At 53.7% G+C, this 22007-nt stretch carries 11 protein-coding genes; 4 read left to right on the top strand and 7 right to left on the bottom strand.

Annotated elements, in window-relative coordinates; genetic code table 11:
* Positions 1-5 precede the first annotated feature (5 nt).
* The 3 genes from IAE55_RS03955 to IAE55_RS03945 form a co-directional block, all read right to left on the bottom strand.
* A complete protein-coding gene (locus IAE55_RS03955) occupies positions 6-9839 on the bottom strand; it encodes an SDR family NAD(P)-dependent oxidoreductase (protein ID WP_200630982.1) in 9834 nt (3277 codons plus the stop codon).
* A 107-nt stretch (positions 9840-9946) separates the two neighbouring features.
* Positions 9947-12346 (bottom strand): ACP S-malonyltransferase, encoded by a 2400-nt coding sequence (fabD, locus tag IAE55_RS03950; protein WP_145164327.1) that lies wholly within the window; start codon positions 12344-12346, stop codon positions 9947-9949.
* Between the two features lie 21 nt (positions 12347-12367).
* On the bottom strand, positions 12368-13126 hold the full coding sequence (locus IAE55_RS03945) for a 4'-phosphopantetheinyl transferase family protein (RefSeq protein ID WP_200630981.1): 759 nt from the start codon (positions 13124-13126) through the stop codon (positions 12368-12370).
* A 346-nt stretch (positions 13127-13472) separates the two neighbouring features.
* Between IAE55_RS03945 and loaP the strand changes: the two genes are divergently transcribed.
* Positions 13473-14081, top strand: a complete 609-nt coding sequence (gene loaP / locus IAE55_RS03940) for an antiterminator LoaP (protein ID WP_145164323.1) — start codon at positions 13473-13475, stop codon at positions 14079-14081.
* Between the two features lie 99 nt (positions 14082-14180).
* Here the strand turns inward: loaP and IAE55_RS03935 are convergent, their stop codons facing one another.
* Complete coding sequence (locus tag IAE55_RS03935; protein ID WP_234489264.1) at positions 14181-15311, bottom strand: Gfo/Idh/MocA family protein; 1131 nt, start codon at positions 15309-15311, stop codon at positions 14181-14183.
* Between the two features lie 161 nt (positions 15312-15472).
* Here IAE55_RS03935 and IAE55_RS03930 point away from each other — a divergent pair, with 161 nt between their 5' ends.
* Complete coding sequence (locus IAE55_RS03930) at positions 15473-15880, top strand: winged helix-turn-helix transcriptional regulator (RefSeq protein ID WP_200630980.1); 408 nt, start codon at positions 15473-15475, stop codon at positions 15878-15880.
* 31 nt (positions 15881-15911) lie between these two features.
* On the opposite strand, the gene IAE55_RS03925 is transcribed toward IAE55_RS03930, so the two are convergent.
* Complete coding sequence (locus tag IAE55_RS03925; protein WP_438822554.1) at positions 15912-17531, bottom strand: catalase; 1620 nt, start codon at positions 17529-17531, stop codon at positions 15912-15914.
* Between the two features lie 346 nt (positions 17532-17877).
* Here IAE55_RS03925 and IAE55_RS03920 point away from each other — a divergent pair, with 346 nt between their 5' ends.
* The gene (locus IAE55_RS03920) at positions 17878-19605 is read left to right on the top strand and encodes a glycoside hydrolase family 2 protein (protein ID WP_145164317.1); all 1728 of its coding nucleotides are present in this window, start codon (positions 17878-17880) and stop codon (positions 19603-19605) included.
* Between the two features lie 66 nt (positions 19606-19671).
* Here the strand turns inward: IAE55_RS03920 and IAE55_RS03915 are convergent, their stop codons facing one another.
* Together IAE55_RS03915 and IAE55_RS03910 are read right to left on the bottom strand one after the other, a co-directional pair.
* On the bottom strand, positions 19672-20328 hold the full coding sequence (locus tag IAE55_RS03915; protein ID WP_200630979.1) for a prolyl oligopeptidase family serine peptidase: 657 nt from the start codon (positions 20326-20328) through the stop codon (positions 19672-19674).
* Positions 20325-20882 carry a GNAT family N-acetyltransferase gene (locus IAE55_RS03910; protein ID WP_145164313.1) on the bottom strand — a complete coding sequence of 186 codons (558 nt, stop codon included), beginning with the start codon at positions 20880-20882 and terminating at the stop codon, positions 20325-20327. The genes IAE55_RS03915 and IAE55_RS03910 overlap by 4 nt, the downstream gene beginning before the upstream one ends.
* 262 nt (positions 20883-21144) lie before the next feature.
* Here IAE55_RS03910 and kduI point away from each other — a divergent pair, with 262 nt between their 5' ends.
* Positions 21145-21978 (top strand): 5-dehydro-4-deoxy-D-glucuronate isomerase, encoded by an 834-nt coding sequence (kduI, locus tag IAE55_RS03905; protein ID WP_076165337.1) that lies wholly within the window; start codon positions 21145-21147, stop codon positions 21976-21978.
* Positions 21979-22007: the final 29 nt, after the last annotated feature.

Genomic DNA, 22007 nt, shown 5'->3' with positions numbered 1-22007 from the left:
CCCCCCTAGTCGAATCTTTCCCAAAAGATAAGCTGCGGTTCGGCGGATGGCGGATTCTCGTCGGGACTTGTCAGCTCCCGCTCTACATCTTGTTTTTTTGGCCGTCTTTCCCATTCCGGAACCGGGAGCGGATCGCGCTCCTTACGAGCTCCAGACCAAACTGCGGCATCCTCTAAAATGACATGGACATTCGTTCCTCCGTCGGCGAAGCAGTTCAGGGCCGCCAACTTCGATTTCCGCTCCCAAGCGGTGGCTTCCCTCTCGAAATAAAACGGGGATGCCTGCAGGTCGAAATGGGCCATCGGTTGTTGACCGGATAGGAACGGAACGATGCTCCCGTGATGAAGCATGAGGACTACTTTGATCAGGCCGGCAATGCCTTCCGCGCACAGCGGGTGGCCGATATTAGGCTTGATCGATCCCAGCGCCAGCGGTACCTCCGAGTCGTTCCTGTAAATCGATTGAATCGTCTTCAGCTCGAGCAGATCGGTCACTTCGGTACCTGACCCGTTGACTTCAATGTAAGTGATGTCTTCCGCTTTTTTGCCGCTTTTGACCAAGGCTTCCCGAAGAACTTCCCGCTGGGCCTGGAGATTGGGAGCCGCCGGTCCGGCGGTCCGTCCGTCATTGTTGACGGCGATGCCTTGGATGACCGCATAGATCCGGTCGCCATCCGCGAGAGCCTGCTCTACCGTTTTCAGCAGCACCATGCCTGCCCCTTCCCCTGGAATGATGCCGGCGGATCGCCCGTCAAACAGATGGAACTGCCCGGATGCATTCAAAATGCCGCGCTGATCAAAAATTCGATGGGCTTGATCGCTCGTTAACAGATGAATGCCTCCAACTACCGCTCCTTGAATGTCCCCGCTTTTAAGCGCCTGAACGGCCATGTGCAAACCGACGAGGGAGGACGAACAGGCAGTATCCACCACCAGACTCGGTCCCCTGAAATCAAGGAATTGCGAAATGTTCGCCGCCAAATAATTTTGCCCGACGGCAACAATTGGGTTGCGGGCTTGCATCAGCGCTGACGCCTCGGGGGAATGCTGTGTTCTGGCCCCGAGATAAACCCCGTACCGTTTTCCCTTCACTTCCTGCAGAGTATATCCCGCATGGCAAATCAGCTTGACGCTCTCCTCGAGAAGCATCCGTGCCTGAGGATCCATGGCTCTGGCATCGGCTTCCGGGATCAGAAAATACGAAGCGTCAAAGCCTTCAATATCGTTCAGCCATCCTGCATCGTATCCGCTTGAATAGCCCCATCGTTCGCTTGGCATCCGGCGGATGGCTGATCTTCCATCGTTCAGCAGGTCCCAATACTCTTCCAGCGACTCGCCCCCGGGAAATCGGCATGACATGCCGACCACGGCGATATCTGACGAGGCAGCAGGCTCCGCTCGATGAGAGCCTGTTTCAACCGGATAATCATCCCAGCCCGAAGCGCGTGTATCCTCCCCGAGATCTGCATATCCCTGCTTGGCCGGAGCCGATGCTGTCAATACGCCGTGATCCCCATCAGGAAGCATCGCCAAGGGCACAGCATCCGCAGTCAACGAATGACTAGCGGCTAACATGGCTTGGTCCGGATGATGCTTGACGAGCCAGGCAGCAAGAGCTTCGATGTGCGGATGCTCAAACAGCAGCGTCGGCTCCAGGTTTGCGTTCAACAGATCGTTCAATCTCCGCAGAAGCTGGGCCAGCATGACGGAATCTACTCCGTAATCCTGGAACGAAGTTTCCGTGTCCAGCTTGACGGAATCGATCTTGAGCTCTTCCGCAAGAAGTTCCTTCAACCATGACGCTATCATCAGATGCGGGTTATCCAGGTTACCTGCACGCGCGGACGTTATCGGATCTCCGCTGCGCATCATGCCTGGATTGTGGCGCTCCGCTTTCCGCTCCATCCGGGAAGAAAGCCGAAGCAGCGCATCAGGTTTCCATGCGGACGGACGCACCGATGCTGGAAGCACTACCGCTCCGAAATCTGTGGTCAATATCGAATCGAGCATCTGCATTCCTTCTTCATTGGTCAGGCTCCACAGTCCGGACTCATCGTAAGCCTTGTTTCTGACCTCACCCATGCCGGTCTCCTTCCAACTTGGCCATTGAATGCTGACCAACGGGCATTCGTGCCGCTTGGATTCGGCAAAGTAATCCATATAAGCGTTGGCCGCTGCGTAATCGCTTTGTCCAGCCGCCAGCGATGGAATCGCCGCGGAAACCGATGAATACAGGACGAAAAAGCTAAGCTCCTCTCCTTTCATCACGTTATATAAGGATTGAAGACCATCCATTTTAGGCGATAATACCGTCTTGATCCCTTGAATCGATTTTCGGATAAACGCTGGGTTGTGAACGTCGACAATCCCGGCGCAATGGATCACGCCACCAATGGGACCGATCCGGAGCTTCGTGTCATCCACGGCGTGTTGCAATGCGGCTTCATCGGTTAAAGACACCGACAGGACATGCACCTCCGCTTGCAGTGACTCAAGTTCAAGCAAATCGCGGATTTTATGCCCGATGCTCGTATCTTGGGCGAGATACCGGTGCCACTCCTCCCGGGGAGGGAGCGTTTCCCTACCGGTCAGCACCAGCTTCCTTACGCCGTATTCCTGCACAAAGTGGCGGGCGCAAGCGTAACCAAGCCCTCGGGTACCTCCGGTAATCCACAGCACATGCTCTTTAGGGAACGCAAAAGAACCACGGCTAGAGCCGGATTCTTCCCGCTTCCTGCCGAGGGATTCCCCGAGATAGGTCCGATACCTGATTCCGTTCCGGTAGCAGACCTCGGTATCCAGGCTTCCTGATTTATATTCTGCAGCGATTTGTTCAGCCAGCTCTTCGTCGGAAGCGACGGTTTCTCCGTCCATATGCCAGGATACGAGCCGGCTGTACTCATACTGCAGCATGCGGTAAAGTGCGGCACGGTCAGCGCCGGCAAGATTGACGGTTGGATTTTGAAAGGACTCCAGGCTGCGGGTAACGCATAACATTCGAAGCCCATCCTGGTCCCGGGATTCGATCTGCTGCTGAATCCACTCCATCCAGTCCACCGGCCGAAGTGGGGATGGACCACAGCCTGCCAGATCAATAACCCCTTCGAATGTCTCACGCTCAACCGACGGATGGGACAGCTCTCCGGTGTCCACTTCCAAAATCACCGCCCCCTCGATGCGGTCCGATACTTGCCGGGCCAAAGACATCGTTTCGGATGTCGCTACGACGGCCACGCCTCTTCCTTTCCCTTTATAGACACCATTCTCCCGGGGAGCCGGCGTCCATTGCTTGGTCCAGAACCCCGCCTTGCGCTGGGATTCGACGGGACGGATCTCGTTTTGACCGAAATTCGCAGCAATTGGATGAAGTTCACCTGCAGGCTTCCATCCTGGAACCCAATAACGTTCCCGTGCGAACGGGTACGTCGGCAGACTCATTTTCCTTGGCCGAAACTCCGTGTACAGCTTGTTCCAATCCACCTGAAGGCCTTTGACCCAAAGGTTCATCAGTTTGCCGTACTTTTTGCGCTCCATCCATTTCCATATGGCTTCCTGAAGTTCTTCGTCCCGGAAAAAAATCTGCATCGTATCCTTATTCCGTTTAACTTGCCCGCAATAGATCCCCTCAGACTCGTGATCGCCATCCAGAAAAACGCGCAGTTTAAGCGTTAGCTCGTCCACGGTTTTCACGATCAGGCCAAGCCGTTCCTCCATCGCTTCGCGTCCGGTTTGCAGCGTGTAAGCCAAATCCGGCAGCCGTTCATCGCCATAATGCCGGCTTTCCGCATCCAGAAGCAGTCTTTGGGCCTGTTCTTTCAGCTGCTCTTCCGTCCTGGCGGACAGCACGATCATAAACGGATCTGCGCTTTGTGCCGATTTCCGTTCGATTTCGGAAAACGCAGGAATGTACTCCTCGACAACCAAATGGGCATTCGAACCCCCAGCCCCGAAAGAGGAGATCCCGGCGATTCTGGGGTATTCGGTCAAGCGCCCGTCCAAATTCAGGAGCGGCCTAATCCATTCGGCCAATTCCTGTTGAACGAAAAACGCCGATCGTTCAAAGTCAATATTGGGATTCAGGACGGAGGAGTGCAGGGAAGGCACAATTTGCTTATGCTTGAGTTGAAGCAAAACCTTGGTCAACCCGGCGATTCCTGCAGCGCTTTCACAATGCCCGATATTCGACTTGGCCGATCCGATGGCACAGAATTGAGCATCCTCCGTCGCCTGCTTAAATACTTGCTGGAGCCCGGCTATTTCGATGGGATCGCCCAGCACCGTACCGGTTCCGTGTGCTTCCACGTAGCTGACCGCGCGGGGATGTATGCCCGCTTTTCGGATCGCCTTCCCTATGACCTCTGCTTGTGCATTCGGATTCGGGACGGTATAACCGTTCGTTTTCCCCCCATGATTGATAGCCGTTGCCTTGATGACCCCATAAATTTGATCACCGTCTTCGACGGCTTTGGCCAAGGGTTTCAGCAGAACGGCGCCGACTCCTTCGCCCGGAACGTAACCTTCTCCGCCCTGTCCGAAGCTTTCGCACCGTCCCCTGCTGGAAATGAATTGGCCCTGGGAAAGGTACAAATACTTATTGGGATGGATGGATACATTGACTCCACCCGCGAAGCAGACATCGCTTTCACCCGATTGCAGGCTCTGGCAGGCCAGATGAATGGCCGTCAGCGAGGATGAGCACATCGTATCTATCGTCAGGCTTGGGCCATGGAAGTTGCAAAAATACGACACGCGGTTGGCGATCGACGCCGGCAATCCAGGCAGCGCGATCTGACGCCCATGCGCCTGCTCCTGTGCTCCGTACAGTTGGTATTCCTGATACATGGATCCCACGTAGACACCGACCGTTCCCGAATCCGCTAATGCGTCCCGGGTGTATCCGGCATCCTCCATCGTTTCATAGACACATTGTAAGAATAGACGTTCTTGAGGATCCATCAATTCGGCTTCGCGCGGAGAGATATGAAAAAAGAGCGGATCAAACAAGTCCACCCCATCGATAAAGCCTCCCCATTTGCTGTAAGCCTTCCCGGGTTTCGTCCGGTCCTCGTCAAAATACATGCGGTAATCCCAGCGTTCGTCCGGGATCTCCGTAATGCAGTCCCTTCCTTTCTTAAGCACTTCCCAAAATTCATTGACATTGCCCGCTCCGGGATAACGGCCAGCCACCCCGACGACGGCGACATCAAAACGGCCTGAGACACTGCCCGCGCCCGCCGTTCTGGCGGTCTCCTGTGCAACAAACCTTGGACGGCGCCGGTTGGCAAGGAGAAGTCCTTGACCGTCATCGTCCATGTCAACCGGAACCTTGGATTCCGTGGTTTGGACTTGTAAAGCCGAAGCCCGCTCCTCTCCTCCAAGGGCTTTCAGCATCGAATCCCGATGCTCCCGTAAGAAGTAGCCTGTCAGCTCACGGATATTTTGATACTCAAAAAAGAGCGTTTTAGACAAGGAACCAAACGTCTTTTCCAGTTCGCGGGTCAATTGGGTCGTCATGATCGAATCAATCCCGTACTGCTCCATCGGTGCTTCGGCATCGATCCGGGATGCCGGCGTTTTCAAGACGCCGGAAATGAGCTGCTTCAGCAAGCTCTCCGATTGTTCCTGCAAAAGCTGCGGCGAAGAATAACCGGCTGGCCGGATTTCGCTGTCCGGTTGAATCAGACTCCGATCCGGAACCGCTTCATCCGAAAGATCGGCGGAGCGCGTGAGCCGGGAGTAGAATAAGCCTGGGTTGCCCTCTACGATCAGGACTTGGTTCGCGCCGGAGGCATAAGCCTGGTAAAATGCCTCTAATCCCGTTCCGCTTTGCATGGCTGCCATGCCAAGCTCCGCAAGCATGCTGCGTTCAATGGACTCGGTGACCTGCATGCCACCGTCCTTCCATAAAGGCCAATTGACCGACAAGGTATGTCCGCTCCGTTCGCCTGAGCTCACAAGCGCGTCCCGATATGCGGCATAAGCATCCATAAAGGCGTTGGCCGTGCAGTAATCGGCTTGGCCCGAATTCCCGATCGGACCGAATACGGAAGAAAACATCACAAAAAAATCGAGGTCCACATGGCGGCTCGATTCATCCAGATTGATCAGACCTGTCACCTTCGGAGCCAGTACGTCTTGCAGCTCGCCAACGGTTTTATGGATGAGATAGCTATCCCGAATCAGACCCGCAGCGTGGATGATGCCGTTGATCGTTCCGTGTGACTGGACAATCTTTTGCACGAGCCGATGGGCTTCGTCCTTATCCGTTATGTCCGACTGAACATATTCCACGAGCGTCCCTTGCGAACGCAGTTCTTCCAGCATCATGTTGTTGTGATCGATTATTGATGACCGGCCAGACAGGATGATCGTGGCATTCTTTACACGCGCGCCGATTTCCTTGGCAAAGCGGAAGCCGAGCCCTCCCAAGCCGCCGGTAATGACATAAACGCCACCATTTTTCCAGGGCTGCGGATTCGGCATGGGCTCCGCTTTAGCTTCCACCGACTTCCAGTCCATTACAGAACGGGATCCGTGTAAGTATCGGATGTGGAACCGGCCGGTATCCTGCATACTCGCTCTGATATATTCCATCGCCTTATCCGGCGTTGCATCTGTGTCCACTTCAATCATTTGCCCGGTTAACTTTGGATTTTCCAGGATAGCGGTTTTCAGCATGCCGCCCAAGCCCTGCAAGAGCGAGTCCGCTCCTCTCCGCATGAACATCAGTTGAATAAGCACGCGTCCCGGCGTTTTATCTTCGATCTGAAGCTGCAGCTCTCTCAGCAAACGTTCGGCGTAATCGCGGATATGTTCATCACATCTTTCGCCACTATTTTGCCAATCCAGAATTCTCGCCGTATCCATGCCTTTGGCAAATCGCCCCGCCCAATCCTCCGGACAACCGCATAATACGATCAAGTGCTCCCGATAGCTGTTTGTCCCGAACTGCAGTGCCGGGGATTCCTCTTTCCAAAACGGTTCCATGAGAAGCAATCCGGAATCGGGGAACGTTCCGTTCGTGTCTTTAGACCTTGCTGCCTGCTGCCCGGCCGAATGCCTCCAAGATAGCCCATTTATGCTTACACAGACGTTTCCCTCGCCATCCATCCAATCCAGATCGACCTTACGCACCTGATGAAGCGGGTGATGGTCCTTGCTGTACCGAATCCGGGCCCACATTTCATCTTGGCACGGCTGCAAAATCAGGAGCTCGTCCAAGGCAAAAGGGAGCCACATTTGGCCTGGAGTTTGCGGTTCCTCCTCTTGGGACTGAAAAAAACCATTCAGGAGAAGAACGCCCACCTGCAGCGCGGAATCCATCATGGCCGGATGCAGGACCCACGGACTGTTCCGTTCCCGAATGGACTCCGGGATCGACAGCTTCGCAAACAGCTCCGTATCCTCCTTGCCTGGATACACCGCAGCAATTCCGCGAAGAGCAGGACCGTAATCAAGCCCTATGGAACGAAGGTAAGCATAGCAGCGTTCCGCGGTGAAACGGGAGAGTTGCGCTTGTTCCGCGATCTCCCGAACGGGAGCAGCCGGCCCTGGATCGGTTTGAACAAAATAAGCCGTACCTTGGCTATGTATCGTAAGTTCATCGGCGTCTGCTTCGTTTTCGCTGTAGATTTCGAACGCCACCTGATCATGTCCTTCCGGATGAAGTCCGATATGAATCCGAACCGGATCTGCACCGGCTTTGACGGGCACGGACCAAACCAAGTTCCGAAGCGACACCGCCGCCTCGCGATTACGTTCCCTTCTGGAAGCACAGATCACGGCCGCTCGCGCCATTTCCAAGTAAGCCACCCCGGGAAAAATCCGTTCCCCGTTCACTTGGTGATCCGCCAGAAAAAATTCCTGTCCGGTAAAGGCGGCACTGTAGCGCTGTTCCCTTAAATCCGAAGTATTGGTATGAAGCAGCGGATGAATGGCTTGGGCCTGAACGCCCTCACCCGCAGCCATTCCGCCAGCGGCTGCGTCGTTCACTTCGGGAAGCCAGTACCGTTCTCTTGCGAAAGGATACGTCGGAAGATGGGCATGCTTCCATCCGGAAGCGGGAAAGATCGATTTCCAGTCCGCTTCGTATCCATGGACATATAAATCAGCGATCTCCTTCAGCTTCCGTTCATACTCTTCCGCATCGCTCTTTTTCAAAGCGCGAAGATCCTTTATTAATGCGTTACCCCGCGATTCGAACGCCAGCGTATCCTCGGGTCTGTTCGGAGGTACTTTTGCCGTCAACCAGCCTTCGGCATCATTCCCGGCCAACACCTGGGTGATTTTATTCCGCAGTTCACGGATATCCCGAACGATAAAGGCACCCCGAATCCCAAAATGCTCCCGCCGAAGCAGGAGTGTGGCACTGATGTCGGTTAGCGTATATCTCTCATCTTGGCGTTCCAGCCACTGCAGAAGATCCCGAAGTCTCCGGCCCAGGGCTTCCTCGGTTTTTCCCGACAGACAGACCATGCAGTACGGCAGTTTTCTGCTGACCGTCCGCTTCTTTGGCGGAGCTTCCTCCAGCACCACATGCGAGTTGGTTCCGCCGAAACCGAAGGAGCTGATCCCCGCCCGCCTCGGATAAGCTTCGCCTGTATCACTGGTTAGAGCCTCCCAGGGCCTAAGCCCATCTACGATATAAAAAGGGGTGCCCTTCATCGAAATGCGGTGATTGAGCTTTTTGAAATTGTGCAGACCGGGGAGCTGTTTATGCTTCATGGACATCAGCACTTTGATCACACCTGCGATGCCTGCAGCCGATTCCAGGTGTCCGATGTTTGCTTTCACAGAGCCAAGGCCACAGGAGTTCCCAGGGGTCTCCAGTGCGGGATCCTGGTCAAGCCGCAGCTTCTCGAAAGCTTGGACCAGTCCGTGGAATTCCATCGGATCCCCCTTCGGTGTACCCGTGCCATGGGCTTCGATATAGCTGATGCTATCAACGGGAATTCCCGCTTTTTGGTGAGCTTCGACGATGACCTCCGCCTGCGCGTCCGGATTTGGATAAGTCAGCGTGTGGGTTTTGCCGCTATGGTTCACCGCGCTTCCTTTCAGGACGCCGTAAATCGGATCGCCGTCCGCGACCGCCTGGTTCAGCGGCTTCAGCAGGACAACCCCCGCCCCTTCGCTGCGTACGTAGCCGTCCGCGCTGTCATCGAACGTTTTACACGAACCGGTTGGCGACAGCATGCCTGCCTTGGAGAAGGAAATATGGCGCGACGGAGTCAGGATCAGACTGACGCCGCCCGCGAGCGCCATTTGGCATTCACCCAGCTGGAGCGACTGCGCTGCGGCATGAATGGCGTTGAAGGAGCTGGAACAAGCAGTGTCGATCGGAAAGCTGGGACCTTTCAGATTGAAGTAATGAGAGATCCGGTTGGCAATGACCGCCGAGGCCGTCCCGATTGAATGATAGGTTTCAATCGTCTGGTTGGAGCTCTCCTGGAGCCCTTTGTAATCGAAGTTGAAGACACCCATGTAAACGCCGATTTTTTCGCCGGAAATTTCCGACGGCCGCACCCCGGCATCCTCCAGGCACGCCCACGACAACTCAAGCATGATTCGCTGCTGGGGATCCGTAACTTCGACCTCGCGAGCGGAAAGGCCGAAAAACGCTGGGTCAAAGGCATCTGCATCACGAATAAACCCGCCCCACTTGCTGTTGCTTTTGTTTTTGCCGGACTGGGGGTCGCCCCAATAATCCCGCCAGTCCCAGCGTTCCTTCGGAATTTCCTGAATGCTGGAACGCCCTTCCTTCAAATTGTCCCAAAATTCATCGTAGTTTTGCGCGCCCGGAAACCGGCATGCCATACCGATAATGGCGATATCTTTATCCATGTCAAGGTACACCTCGCTCGATCTTGTGATTGAACTACTTCCTTGTTACTACCGCCTTACGATGATTTCAGGCTTTATCCCGTGGTAGCCTCTCACACCCTCTTACGCTAACGTGCTGCACCTGCGGGTACATGGTCCAATCCTGAGGGTTGAACTTCGTTTGCAGCAGGAGTCCCGGCAAACAGCGCAAGTCTCCGGTTCAGCAGCTCTGCCGTCTCCAGCATCAGCTTCTCCGCGATTTGGTCCACATGCCTGTTCTGCCAGCGCTCCAGCGAAGTCCCCTTGACCCACTGGTTGAAAGCGCCGAGCGCCGGACCGCAGTGGATCTGGTAGTCCACCCGATTCTCCTCGTCTCCTTGGATTGCCAGGCGGGTGGTGTAGGAGAAGTACCAGCGGAAAATAAGCGCCATCTTGTATTTTGGATTTTGGTCTGCCTTTTCCACCACTTGCGGATAGGACACGCACAGCTTTTCATAAATACTCGCAAAAGATTGCTTAAAATACTTATCCTGAATTTGAGCCTTGGTTTTGCTGTCGATTTCATCGATCGAATTGTATTGCCGGTACAGGTCATACAGTTTATTGGCGCGTGCGGGAAAAAAGAGCCCTTTCTTCAGCACCTGCACCCTGGCCCCCATTTCAAACATGTCCCCGGCGGGTGCATATTCCGTATCCTGGACATTGGCCTGCTGCAGCAGGTCTTTGACGGCGTCGCTCGTACCGGCTTCCACGGTGCATTGATTGATCGAACCCGTTACGATAAAGTCCGCGCCCAGCATAAAAGCAGCTGCCGCCGCCTCGGGCGTTCCGATCCCTCCGGCCGCTCCGATTCGCACCTGCTTCCGGTAACCAAACTTGTCCATCATTTCGTCCCGCAGCTTGATCATAGCCGGCATCAGTGCGTACGCGACCGCCCCGTCGGTATGCCCGCCGGAATCCGCTTCGGCGCAAATATCGTCCGCCACTGGAATTTTTCGGAGCATCTCCGCCTCCTGCGGAGAAATTTTTCTCTCTTCCAACAGCTTGCCGACAATCCGCTCCGGTGCCGGACTCAAAAACAGCTCGGCCACCTCCGGCCGCGACACTTTAGCGATCATTCTATGGGAAGCCGTCACCTGTCCTTCAGCATCCCTCCTGAGTCCCTTCGCCCGGTATTTCACGAGTGCCGGCGTAATGCTCATGAACGCAGCGGCTTCAACGACGGTAATGCCGTGCTTCAGGAACAAATCGACAGTCTGTTCTTCAACCCAAGGCTCCGAAGGATTGTGGACAAGGTTAAGTCCGTATGCGGCTTGATCCGGATCCAGACGTTCCTTGATATAGTGGATGGCATCTTCGATTTGGGGCATTTTCAACCCGCCTGCTCCGAAAAAACCCATCATGCCTGCTTTACCCATGCGGACGACCATCTCTTTGGAAGCGATTCCGCGGTACATAGCGCCCGTACAATATGCGTATTTCAACCCGTAATCCTTTTTGAACTGACTGCTCCCCAAGGAGGCAGCTGATATGCAGGCCAAACGTTCGGTCACTTGATCCATGGTATGATCCTGGGCCGACTCTATGGCGGGCATGGTGGGCAAAGAATCAATAGAGCTTTTATCATCCAAGGCTTCCTTGCCATTCTGTAGTTCATTGTCATCCACGATGAGCGGCTCAGCTTCCGTCCGGATCCGGGTGATCAGATCGGTCAAGACCCTGCCGGGTCCCATTTCCTCAAATTGTTCAACCCCTCGTCCCCACAAATACCTGATGCTCTCGGTCCATTTCACGGAATGCGTGATTTGCTTGACGAGATTGGCGCGGATATCCGCGTCCCTGTAGGGTCTGGCGTATACGTTGGAAACGACCGGTATGGTCAGGCGGCCAAATGAATAGCCGCTCAAAAAAGCCTCGAATTCCTCCGAGGACTCCTGCATATATCGCGAATGGAATGCGCCGCTCGTCCGCAGCGGGACGAACATCATGACATCCTTCATGCCCTCAAACATTGGCCTGGCATGCTCTACGTCCGCTTTCGAGCCGGAAATGACGATTTGCTTCGGGCTGTTGAGGTTCGCAACATCAATTCTCTCCAGCTGATTCGCCAACAGTGCTTCGCGGATTTGCTCCTCGCTCAATCCGATAACGGCAGCCATTGCCCCGCCTGCGGCACGGCTCATCAATGCACCTCGCATTTGCACCAGCCGGAGTCCGGCGGCAAATTCAAAGGCACCTGCGGCCAGGAGCGCATTGTATTCCCCTAAACTGTGTCCGGCGACATAATCGGGCTTTATGCCGGTATCTTTTATTTTTTTGTAATAATGCAGGGCGTTGACCGTGTACAGTGCGGGCTGGGTATACTCGGTTTGGTTCAGCTTGGAATCGGGATCGTCCAGGCATAATTCCCGAATGGAATACCCTAGCACCTGATCGGCTTCGGCAACGATTTCCGGAAATTCGTCAAAAAGGGCGCCCCCCATCCCTTTCTTCTGGGCTCCTTGTCCCGGAAACACATAAGCTAACATAAGCTCTCCACATCCTCTCTATCAATATTGATACGCCTGCTCCACTGCATGCCGCAGTACACCTAAGTCGGGCGGCCGCTTTTTGGGATAAACGATCGAACAAACATCCCTTCCCATAAACGTTGAAACCGCTTCATACTGCATGAAATTGGCGAATTGGGAGATGACATAACCGTCACACGCTTCCAGCCGATTGAGCTCAAGCAGCTCGGTTGGAAGCGTCAGCCCCGTTCTCAGCACTTTGGACAATGCTTCCTTAACTGACCACGAGAGCGTCAGCATACGTTCCAGGGAATGCGGAATGGACTGCATCAGCTCCAACTCCCTGGGAGAAGCCAGGTTCATCAGAACCTCCATGGCCAAGACGGATACCCTTTCGATGTCGATCCCCATCGGCACAGCCTCATGAAACGCAATGGCTCCGGCGGCATTGCCGGCATGCGTGATGCTGACCTGAACGTTCGCCCATCCGATCACCACCGGTTGATTGAAGCATCCCCGCTCGATCCGGATTGAGCGCAAATCGCATTCACCCGTAAGCAGCGAGACGGCTTTCTTCGCGGCGTATCGTCCAGCCAAATAGCTGTGAATCCTTCGTTCGAACTTCAGCGTGCCGAAAAATTCCCATTCACCCGGATGAAGAAAAGCTGCAGCATGCTCGCGGTACACGCACTCCCGCATTTGCACCATATACAGGGCGGCTTGTTCAGGACCATCCCTGTTGTTGAATAGGTGTTTCAACCACACCTCCCGGCTTTGGTCTATCTCTGCATTCTCCATGAACGTTCCTCCTGTCTTTCTCTCCCTGGTCTTCTGCCGGAAAACGCAAAAATGCCTGCGGGAACCCTTTATAACTAAGGGAATCCGCAAGCATCCAACACTTTAACGTAGTGATGTGTATATGGCCCTTATGCCTTCTTAACGCGCCGCAACGTCGATTAAGTGGAACATAAGTTTATGTAAACAAGTCATTAATTACCAATTATAATAGTATATTTTGGAGTTTATGTAAACTATTATTTTTTTGCTATGATGATATATTTAATGACTTTTTATTCATATTTCGACAATTAATTTAATCCATCTTTGCTATGATTTTCATGATCATATAAAGGAGGATTTCAACATGTCATGGTATGCGCTGTTTGTCAAAACAGGATATGAATCCAACATCAAAAAGTGGCTGGATCGCAAGTTCGACCAAGACCTGCTGTACAGCCTCATTCCCAAAAGAAAGGTCCCGGAAAAAAGACGCAGCGAAATCGTTCACACGGTTAAAACGCTGTTTCCGGGTTATGTGTTCATTCAGGCTGACATGAATTACTCCATTTATTATCAATTGAAAGAAAATCCCTACATATATCAAACGCTGAATTACAGAAATGAAAAAGACAAATGCATCAGGCTTTATTCGCATGGCTTGGATCACGATGATCAAGCACCACATTATCTGGTCGACGAGTCCCAATTTTTCAAAGAAATCCCCTGCGATGAAATGTTGGTGGTACTGAACCTTATCAACGAAAGTGAAGTGATCGAGTATTCCAAGGTTTATTTCCAGGAATCCCACATCGTCGTGCAGGCGGGTCCATTAAAAGGAATGGAGAAGCTGATTAAAAAAATTGACAAGCATAAAAAAAGAGCTAAGGTGCTGTTAACCCTAATGGGCGCGGAGCAACTGATCGATTTCGGGATCGAGATCGTCCAAAGCCCATTGGAAAGCACTTTGGCTTGACACAAAGTCTCCCATGCGAATATAAAAATCGGCCGTCTGACAGAAATAGGCGACGGTTTACCGACTTTTCTCGTTGTTCCGCTTCCACTGACCGAAACCTTAAACGGTTTCGGTCTTCTTTAATGTCAATGCGGCCCCTGACTCCCCCGCCTTCCGCACTTGGTCCAACAGCTCGTGAACCGAAAGTGCGGTTTGAAAATCCGGCGCCTCGTGTGTGTCTTTCGCCAGATCCCGGTGGATCTGCTGGTAAATGCCCGCCACATTGTAAGCGGGTGTTCCCATCAGCTCGGCCGGAGGCAGGTGGATATGCCCGGGCAGCGTCAGTTCCTTCAGCTCTCCCCTCCCCTGCGTGCCAAGTACGATCAGATCATCGATTTGGAACATAAAGTTTTGACGTGAGCGGATGTGTAAGTCCCCTTTCGTGCCGTTGATCTCGATCGCGAAGCTTCCCACGTGCGCGTTGCGGATTTGGGAGCTGAAAACGGCCTGGCCCGGCAGAATCCCGCTAACCACGACATGATCCGGTGCCGATGCACGGATGATTTCACCCGTCTCTTCCACAGGGACCTGCCGCGCTTGCGTCTTCAATATGGCCGAAATTGCAGAAAATGGACCAAAGAGATACATGATCCCATCCAGAAGATGGCCGCCGGCGATCGTCAGCTGATTGGCCCCGTTCGCATCGTCCAGCAAATAAACGTGGCTCTGGTCGATCTGCTTGGAACGGGTCGGATACGTCGGTATGGCGTAATTAACGTGAACGGCAAGCACATCCCCAACGTAACCCTCTGCCAGAAGTTCCCGGACGTAGCGGATGACGGGATTGGCACGCGACTGCAGCCCGGCGAAATGGCGAACTCCTCGGTCCCTGGCCGCCTGCAGCAATGCTGACGATTCCGCGGTCGTCCGTCCGAGCGGGAACTCGCTGTACACATGCTTGCCGGCCTCAAGTGCCGCGCGAATCAGCCGGTCATGCTCCGGAACCCGGACGGATACGGTCACCAAATCGACCTCTGGATGCAGGGCCAGCTCAAGCGGATCGGAAAAGGCATGCTGAATGCCAAAGTGATCGGCGCTCGCTTCGGCGCTTTCCTGCCGCGACGTACCGACGGCGGTCACCATAAACTCGGGCAGCGCCTTCAGCGCCGGAATGTGTGCCCGGCCTCCCCACGCACCGTTCAAACCGGCACCGATGATTCCGACACGAAGAGGTTGATGATTTATTTTCATAAGTAAGCCTCCTAATAAATGGATAAGGGATCCACCCGCCTCCTGGAAAATTGTGGAGGGGTTTTCGGGTTGGTAGACATAGATTAATACAGTGAGTACAATGTGAAAAGAAGGCACTTTTCGGTTCGTTACGAACCCGCAGGTGCGTTAGGAGGTGGATGATGGAAAACATAAGAGCAGCGGAACCTGCATTTTCGGTAACGTCCTGCACGGCTCGGCGTGTACTGGAAATCGTTTCGAATAAATGGGCGGTCCTCATCATTTTCGTATTGGAAAAAGGCACCAAACGGTACGGTCAGCTTCAGCGAAGCATCGCCGACATTTCCCAAAAAATGCTGACCCAGACGCTCCGCCAACTGGAGCGGGACGGACTAATTGAGCGCAGCGTCCTTCCGGAGGTTCCGCCTGTGGTGGAATATACCTTGACTCCGTTGGGAGAAAGCTTGATCCCCTATATGCGCCAGCTAAACCATTGGCTGAACGAGCATTATCCTCAGATCGAACAAGCTCGGAAAGATTACGATGCGAGAGAAAAGTTTAAGGCAGAAAAAAGCACGCAGACCGTTTAGGTATGCGTGCTTTTTTGATGCATGGATGGTGTCAATACGAGTCGGTGCTGTGGCCCTTCCGTTCGGCATCCTCCACCGCTTCATGAGTGTGAGTGGCGCCCAGCGGGCCATGATGGCTGCTTGAGCCATGCTGCTTGATCCCCTCGGCGACGCGCCGGCCGTATTCCTCATCGCACTGGGTCAGATGATGGATCATCTTCTCCTGTATGACCGGGCTGCAGGAAGACAGCGCATTAACCAGATTGCTGATCAGCTCGTTTTTTTCAAAATCGTCAAACGCACGGTACGTCTCCCCGGCCTGCTTATAATCGTTGGTTCGTTCAATGCTGGCCCGCATCAGTTTGCCTTCCACATGCGGCATGTAGTCGATTTCCTCCCGGGGGGCTTCCTTCAAACCGTTCAGCGAGGACGGTTCGTAATTGATGTGAGGATTCTGTCCAGGCGCCATATCTACATGGTACGTCATCTGGCCGTCACGCTGATTGGTGGCCACCCGCTTCTTCGGCGCGTTGATCGGCAGCTGGAGGTAATTCGGTCCAACACGGTAGCGCTGGGTATCCGAATACGAAAGTGTACGTCCCTGAAGCATTTTATCATCGGAAAAATCCATCCCGTCGACAAGAACGCCGGTCCCGAACGCAGCCTGCTCCACCTCGGCAAAATAGTTCTCCGGATTTTTGTTCAGCACCATCCGGCCGACCGGACGCCAAGGAATCTGTTCCTTCGGCCACAGCTTGGTATCGTCCAGCGGGTCGAAGTCCAGCTCGGGATGGTCGTCGTCGCTCAAAATTTGCACGAACAGCTCCCACTCCGGATAATCGCCGCGCTCGATCGCTTCGTACAAGTCCTGGGTCGCATGGTTGAAGTTTTTACCCTGTATGGCTTCCGCCTCGGCTTGGGTCAAGTTTTTGATGCCCTGCTTCGGTTCCCAGTGGTACTTGATCAATACCGCTTCTCCCTCAGCATTTACCCATTTGTAGGTATTGACTCCGGACCCCTGCATCTGCCGGTAGTTGGCCGGGATGCCCCATGGAGATTGAACGAACGTTATCATATGCATCGTTTCCGGCGAGTTGCAGCAAAAATCGAAGAACCGCTCGTTGTCCTGGATGTTCGTGACCGGATCCGGCTTGAAAGCGTGGATCATATCGGGAAACTTGATGGCGTCGCGGATAAAGAAAATTTTCAGGTTGTTCCCGACCAGGTCCCAGTTTCCGTCTTCGGTGTAAAATTTCACGGCAAAGCCGCGTGGGTCACGCAGCGTTTCCGGAGAATGGCCGCCGTGGATGACCGAGGAGAAACGGACGAAGACGGGCGTTCGTTTGCCTGCTTCCTGGAACAATTTCGCCCGCGTATACTTGGTTACAGGCTCATCTCCCACCTTGCCGTAGGCCTCGAAGTAACCGTGCGCTCCGGCCCCTCTTGCATGCACGACGCGCTCTGGGATGCGCTCGCGGTCAAAATGCGTAATTTTCTCGATAAATTGATAGTTTTCCAGCGTTGCCGGTCCGCGGCTTCCCACCGTCCGCATGTTCTGGTTGTTCTTCACCGGATGGCCCTGGCGCGTGGTGAGAGACATTTCGTCTTCGCCCGGAGCCATGCGGCGGTCAAGAGCATCGCCGGAACCGGTCACCGAAGTGCCTTGCTCCATAGGCTTTTGTTGTTGGTCCATGCTGCTATTCTCCTTTACGTCTTTATGTACAAAGGCTGGTTAATTTTAGATGGCAAAGATATGAAGTAGCGTTTCCATCCGATTCCGTTTTTATGCCTTGTGCCTTCCGCGCTTCTAATGTCCGGACATCAAAAAAATCCATTTTACATCAATTTATTCCGATTGATCCCCCGACTGAAATCGCTTAGCATGATTCTGAGCACGTCCAATAGTGTGAGTCTCGAACAGCCCACGCCCATACTCGACACAAATCAAGTGATGTAAAAGGGATTAGAAAAAGGGATTAGAAATATGTACATAAGTTGATCAAGGAGGAGTTATCGAAATGGAGAGGATGTTTCAAAACCACGAAGTCCGCGTCAGCCGCACTATAGAAGGCACCTGGGATTTTACCGTCGTCGACGAACCAGATTTGTCCGTCCAAGCCAGTCAGTCCTTCCCCTACCGGATGGCGGTGCCATCCTGCTGGGAGACGCATCCCGATTTCAGTACATACCAAGGCGTTGGCGCCTATCGAACGATCGTAAATATCCGGAGGGAAGCATTTGTCCGGCTTATTTTTAAAGGGGTAAGCCACACGGCACACATCTACTGGGACGGGGTGAAAGTTGCGCAGCATTATAACGCCTACACCGCGTTTGATGTGGTCATTCCGGATGTACGGCCGGGTGAGCATACGCTGATCGTCGCAGCCGACAACCGTTTCAGCGAAGCATCCGCCTTGCATATTCCAAACGACTATTACACCTACGGCGGTATCATCCGCCCAGTGGTCCTTGAGGAGCTGTATAGCCCTTACGTGCGGCAGCTGTATTTCACACCTGAACATAAAAGTGGCGTATGGAGTGCCGAGGTCTGCGCAGTCGTCAGCAATCCGAATGACTTGGAGCGAACGGTCCAGGTAATCGGTACTCTCGCAGGAATCGACTTTTCGCTTGGAACCGTCACCTTGGCGCCAGGGGCCGAAAATAAGCTGCAAAAGTCGTTTGCCTTTCCGGACGTTTCTTCCTGGTCGCCGGAAGAGCCATCGCTGTATCAGCTTCATGTCCGGCTGCACGAAGACAAGGATACGGACAGCTCGCCTCTTGATGATCTGATCGAACGGGTCGGATTCCGGACGGTGACCACCCGAGACGGCAAACTTCAGGTGAACGGCAAAGATGTGGTACTCCAAGGCTTCAACCGGCATGAAGATCATCCGATGGCCGGAGCGGCTCTTCCCGTATCTTTGATGCTGCATGATCTCGACCTGATGCGTGATATGGGTGCCAACTCTGTCCGGACGAGCCACTATCCGAACGACGAACGTTTTCTGGATTTATGCGACGAACTAGGTTTCTTGGTGTGGGAGGAAAATCATGCGAGAGGCTTGTCCCTGGAGCAAATGCGCAATCCGAATTTCGTCTGGCAGTGCGAACAAGTCAACCGCGAAATGGTGGAACAGCATTACAACCATCCTTCGATTATCCTGTGGGCGATCCTGAACGAATGTGCCAGCGATACCGAGGAAGGACGTGAGCACTACAGCCGGCAGCTAGGGCAGCTTAGAGCGTTGGATGCAAGCCGCCCGCTGACGTTCGCTTCACATCACAGGGAGCGGGAGCTCTGCTTTGATTTGGCGGATATCGTTTCCTTTAATCTGTATCCCGGATGGTATACGGACGAGGATCCAAAGGCTCTCTGTGAACAGGCGCGGGCATGGGCCGACCGGGCCGGCGGCGCCGGCAAGCCGATGATCATGAGCGAATTCGGCGGGGATGGATATTACGGTTTGCACGACAAAGCCCGGATGCGCGGCACGGAGGAGCGGCAGGCGGATATCATCGAAGCCAACTTGGCTGCATACACATCAAGCCCCTTCCTGTCCGGCATGTATATTTGGCAGTTTTGCGACTGCCGGGTTACCGATGCGACCGGCTGGCTGTTGTCCCGGGCAGGTGCCCAAAACAGCAAAGGCATCGTCGACCGGTATCGTAGGCCGAAGCTGGCGTACGACGTGGTTAAACGATATTTCAAGGGGTCGCAGAACGTTATTATATCGAATGAATCATGATGTTTGCACACTAAAAAAGGATGGGTACGTCCGGCACTGCACCGGGCATATCCATCCTTTGCTATTTTAAGATAGTGAGTGGCTGAGCAGCCAGGTATACAATTCCTTGTTGGCGTAGGTCTCGGTCCATGAGTTGTGATTCGCGTCCGGGTACACCGTAAATTTCACGTTCCCGCCGATCTCTTTCAGCGCCTCCACGATTTGTTCGGATTCCGACAGCGGAACGACATCATCCTTAGCCCCATGGAAGGCCCAAATCGGGATATCCTTGATCTGCTCGGCATATTTCGGTTCCATTCCTCCGCAAATCGGGACGACCGCCGCCCATTTATCTGGATACATCGCAGCCAGCTGCCATGCACCGTAACCGCCCATACTTAATCCCGTTAAATAAATGCGCTTTGGATCCACGCGATAGTGATCTTCCACTTCCTCCAGGAGAGCCATTAAAGCGTCTTCCTCCATCGCCCAGAACGAGTCTTCCGGGCATTGAGGTGAGATGGCAATGAACGGAAACTGCGGATCCTGATCCGCGACCTTCGGAATGCCATGCACTTTGACCAGCTCCACATCGCTTCCGCGCTCCCCCGAACCGTGAAGGAAGAGGATCAGCGGCCATTTTTTCTCAGGCTCACTTTCATAAGCTTCAGGCAGATGCAGCAAATAGTCCAGTTTGACCCGCTTCGTAATTTCTTTGTCAAGCCTCTTGACACTTTGGCTCATGTTCTTGTTCCCCGCTTTCGATTTATGTATTTTGGTTCCTCGGCTCCCTGTATACCCGAACGGTGAACCTGCGCTTTCATCGTGACCGAAGTTCCCGACATGCCGACTTCCGTGAACCCGAATCGTTCGTACAGCTTCATCGCACGGTTTCTGGGATCCACGCTTAAGGATACGGACGGTATCCCTGCAGCGTGCAGCTCCTCGAACGCCCGCTGCATAAGCAGGGTTCCAATCCCCTTGCCGCGGTGTTCCGGCAGGATGGCCATGCCCAGCTCCGGCGTATTCTCGTCCACATACCCGTATCCGGGATGTTCCGGATCAAACAACCGGAGCGTGATGGATCCCAGCCGCTCTCCTTCGCTGGAGACGGCAATGAAGGCCATGTCGCCTTCCTTTCCCCAATCGTCCAGGTACTTCGATATTTCAGGGCGTGCAAGGATATCGCGGGATAATGGTGGCTCCCCTTCCGGCGTATACATGGAAGCGAACAGCATTTCCCACAGAAACGGGAGATCCGCAGCCTCCGCCGGCCGGATGTTGATCGTTTCAGGCATATCTTCACCTCCATCGTTGTACGAGTTATATAAGTTGAAACATCGAAATGGTTTATTGGTACACTCCGTATTCTTTTATCCAACTTATATAACGCTCGATTTAAGAGATCTGCATTCCAAGTTCAACATAACAGATCGCTGAATTGCTGGTCAATTGTGGAAATGTATCCGCTTTAAATTATGCTTGAAATTCGAAGTGGATGAACTATAATGAACATTATAGAACTGATATAAACCATTATGAACCTATGGAGGTACGAACATGGAAATTAGATACGCATCCCATCCCCAAGAAGTGAAAGCGTTTGATACGGCTCGCCTGCGTCAGGAATTTTTGATCGAGTCGATGTTTGTAGCGGATCAGCTCACGCTCTATTACACGCATGTCGATCGTTTCATCGTCGGCGGCGCGGTTCCGGTAAATCAGAGCGTCAAGCTCGAAGCCGACCCGAAAACGATGGGTGCCGATACGTTCCTGGAGCGCCGCGAGATCGGTATCATCAATGTCGGAGGACCCGGTACAATCAGCGTCGACGGCACGGACTATTCCATCGATTCGAAGGACTGCCTCTACGTGGGGCTCGGTGCCAAGGAAGTGGTGTTCAGCAGCAGCGACAAAGCCAATCCGGCTAAATACTACCTGAACTCCACGCCTGCCCACAAAGCTTATCCGACGGTTAAGGCGGCCATCAGCGAAGCTTCTCCGAACAACCTGGGCAGCTTGAGCAATTCCAATGAGCGCACCATCTACCGTTATATCCATACCGGCGGAATCCAAAGCTGCCAGCTCGTCATGGGCATGACGCTCTTGAAGCCGGGCAGCATGTGGAACACGATGCCGTGTCATACGCATAACCGCCGTTCCGAGGTTTACTTCTATTTCGACATGCCGGAAGACGGCAACGTCTTCCACTTCATGGGTGAGCCGCAGGAAACCCGCCACCTCGTTGTCCGCAACGAACAGGGTGTTATTTCCCCAAGCTGGTCCATCCACAGCGGCGTTGGAACAAACAGCTATACCTTCATTTGGGGCATGGCCGGCGAGAACCAAATCTTTGAGGATATGGACCCTGTCGGCATGGATGAATTAAAATAAGATAAAACTCGAACGAATGGATGAATAAT

The organism is Paenibacillus sp. S28 (assembly GCF_016624415.1).
Classification (GTDB): Bacteria; Bacillota; Bacilli; order Paenibacillales; family Paenibacillaceae; genus Paenibacillus_AQ; species Paenibacillus_AQ favisporus.
Note: the sequence above shows the minus strand (reverse complement) of the source record. Positions and strands in the feature narration are given on the sequence as shown.

What these genes read in the sequence shown, in the direction of transcription:
- IAE55_RS03955 (WP_200630982.1), bottom strand. Translation starts at nt 9,839, where the DNA reads ATGGATAAAGATATCGCCATTATCGGTATGGCATGCCGGTTTCCGGGC.
- fabD (WP_145164327.1), bottom strand. Translation starts at nt 12,346, where the DNA reads ATGTTAGCTTATGTGTTTCCGGGACAAGGAGCCCAGAAGAAAGGGATG.
- IAE55_RS03945 (WP_200630981.1), bottom strand. Translation starts at nt 13,126, where the DNA reads ATGGAGAATGCAGAGATAGACCAAAGCCGGGAGGTGTGGTTGAAACAC.
- loaP (WP_145164323.1), top strand. Translation starts at nt 13,473, where the DNA reads ATGTCATGGTATGCGCTGTTTGTCAAAACAGGATATGAATCCAACATC.
- IAE55_RS03935 (WP_234489264.1), bottom strand. Translation starts at nt 15,311, where the DNA reads ATGAAAATAAATCATCAACCTCTTCGTGTCGGAATCATCGGTGCCGGT.
- IAE55_RS03930 (WP_200630980.1), top strand. Translation starts at nt 15,473, where the DNA reads ATGGAAAACATAAGAGCAGCGGAACCTGCATTTTCGGTAACGTCCTGC.
- IAE55_RS03925 (WP_438822554.1), bottom strand. Translation starts at nt 17,531, where the DNA reads ATGGAGCAAGGCACTTCGGTGACCGGTTCCGGCGATGCTCTTGACCGC.
- IAE55_RS03920 (WP_145164317.1), top strand. Translation starts at nt 17,878, where the DNA reads ATGGAGAGGATGTTTCAAAACCACGAAGTCCGCGTCAGCCGCACTATA.
- IAE55_RS03915 (WP_200630979.1), bottom strand. Translation starts at nt 20,328, where the DNA reads ATGAGCCAAAGTGTCAAGAGGCTTGACAAAGAAATTACGAAGCGGGTC.
- IAE55_RS03910 (WP_145164313.1), bottom strand. Translation starts at nt 20,882, where the DNA reads ATGCCTGAAACGATCAACATCCGGCCGGCGGAGGCTGCGGATCTCCCG.
- kduI (WP_076165337.1), top strand. Translation starts at nt 21,145, where the DNA reads ATGGAAATTAGATACGCATCCCATCCCCAAGAAGTGAAAGCGTTTGAT.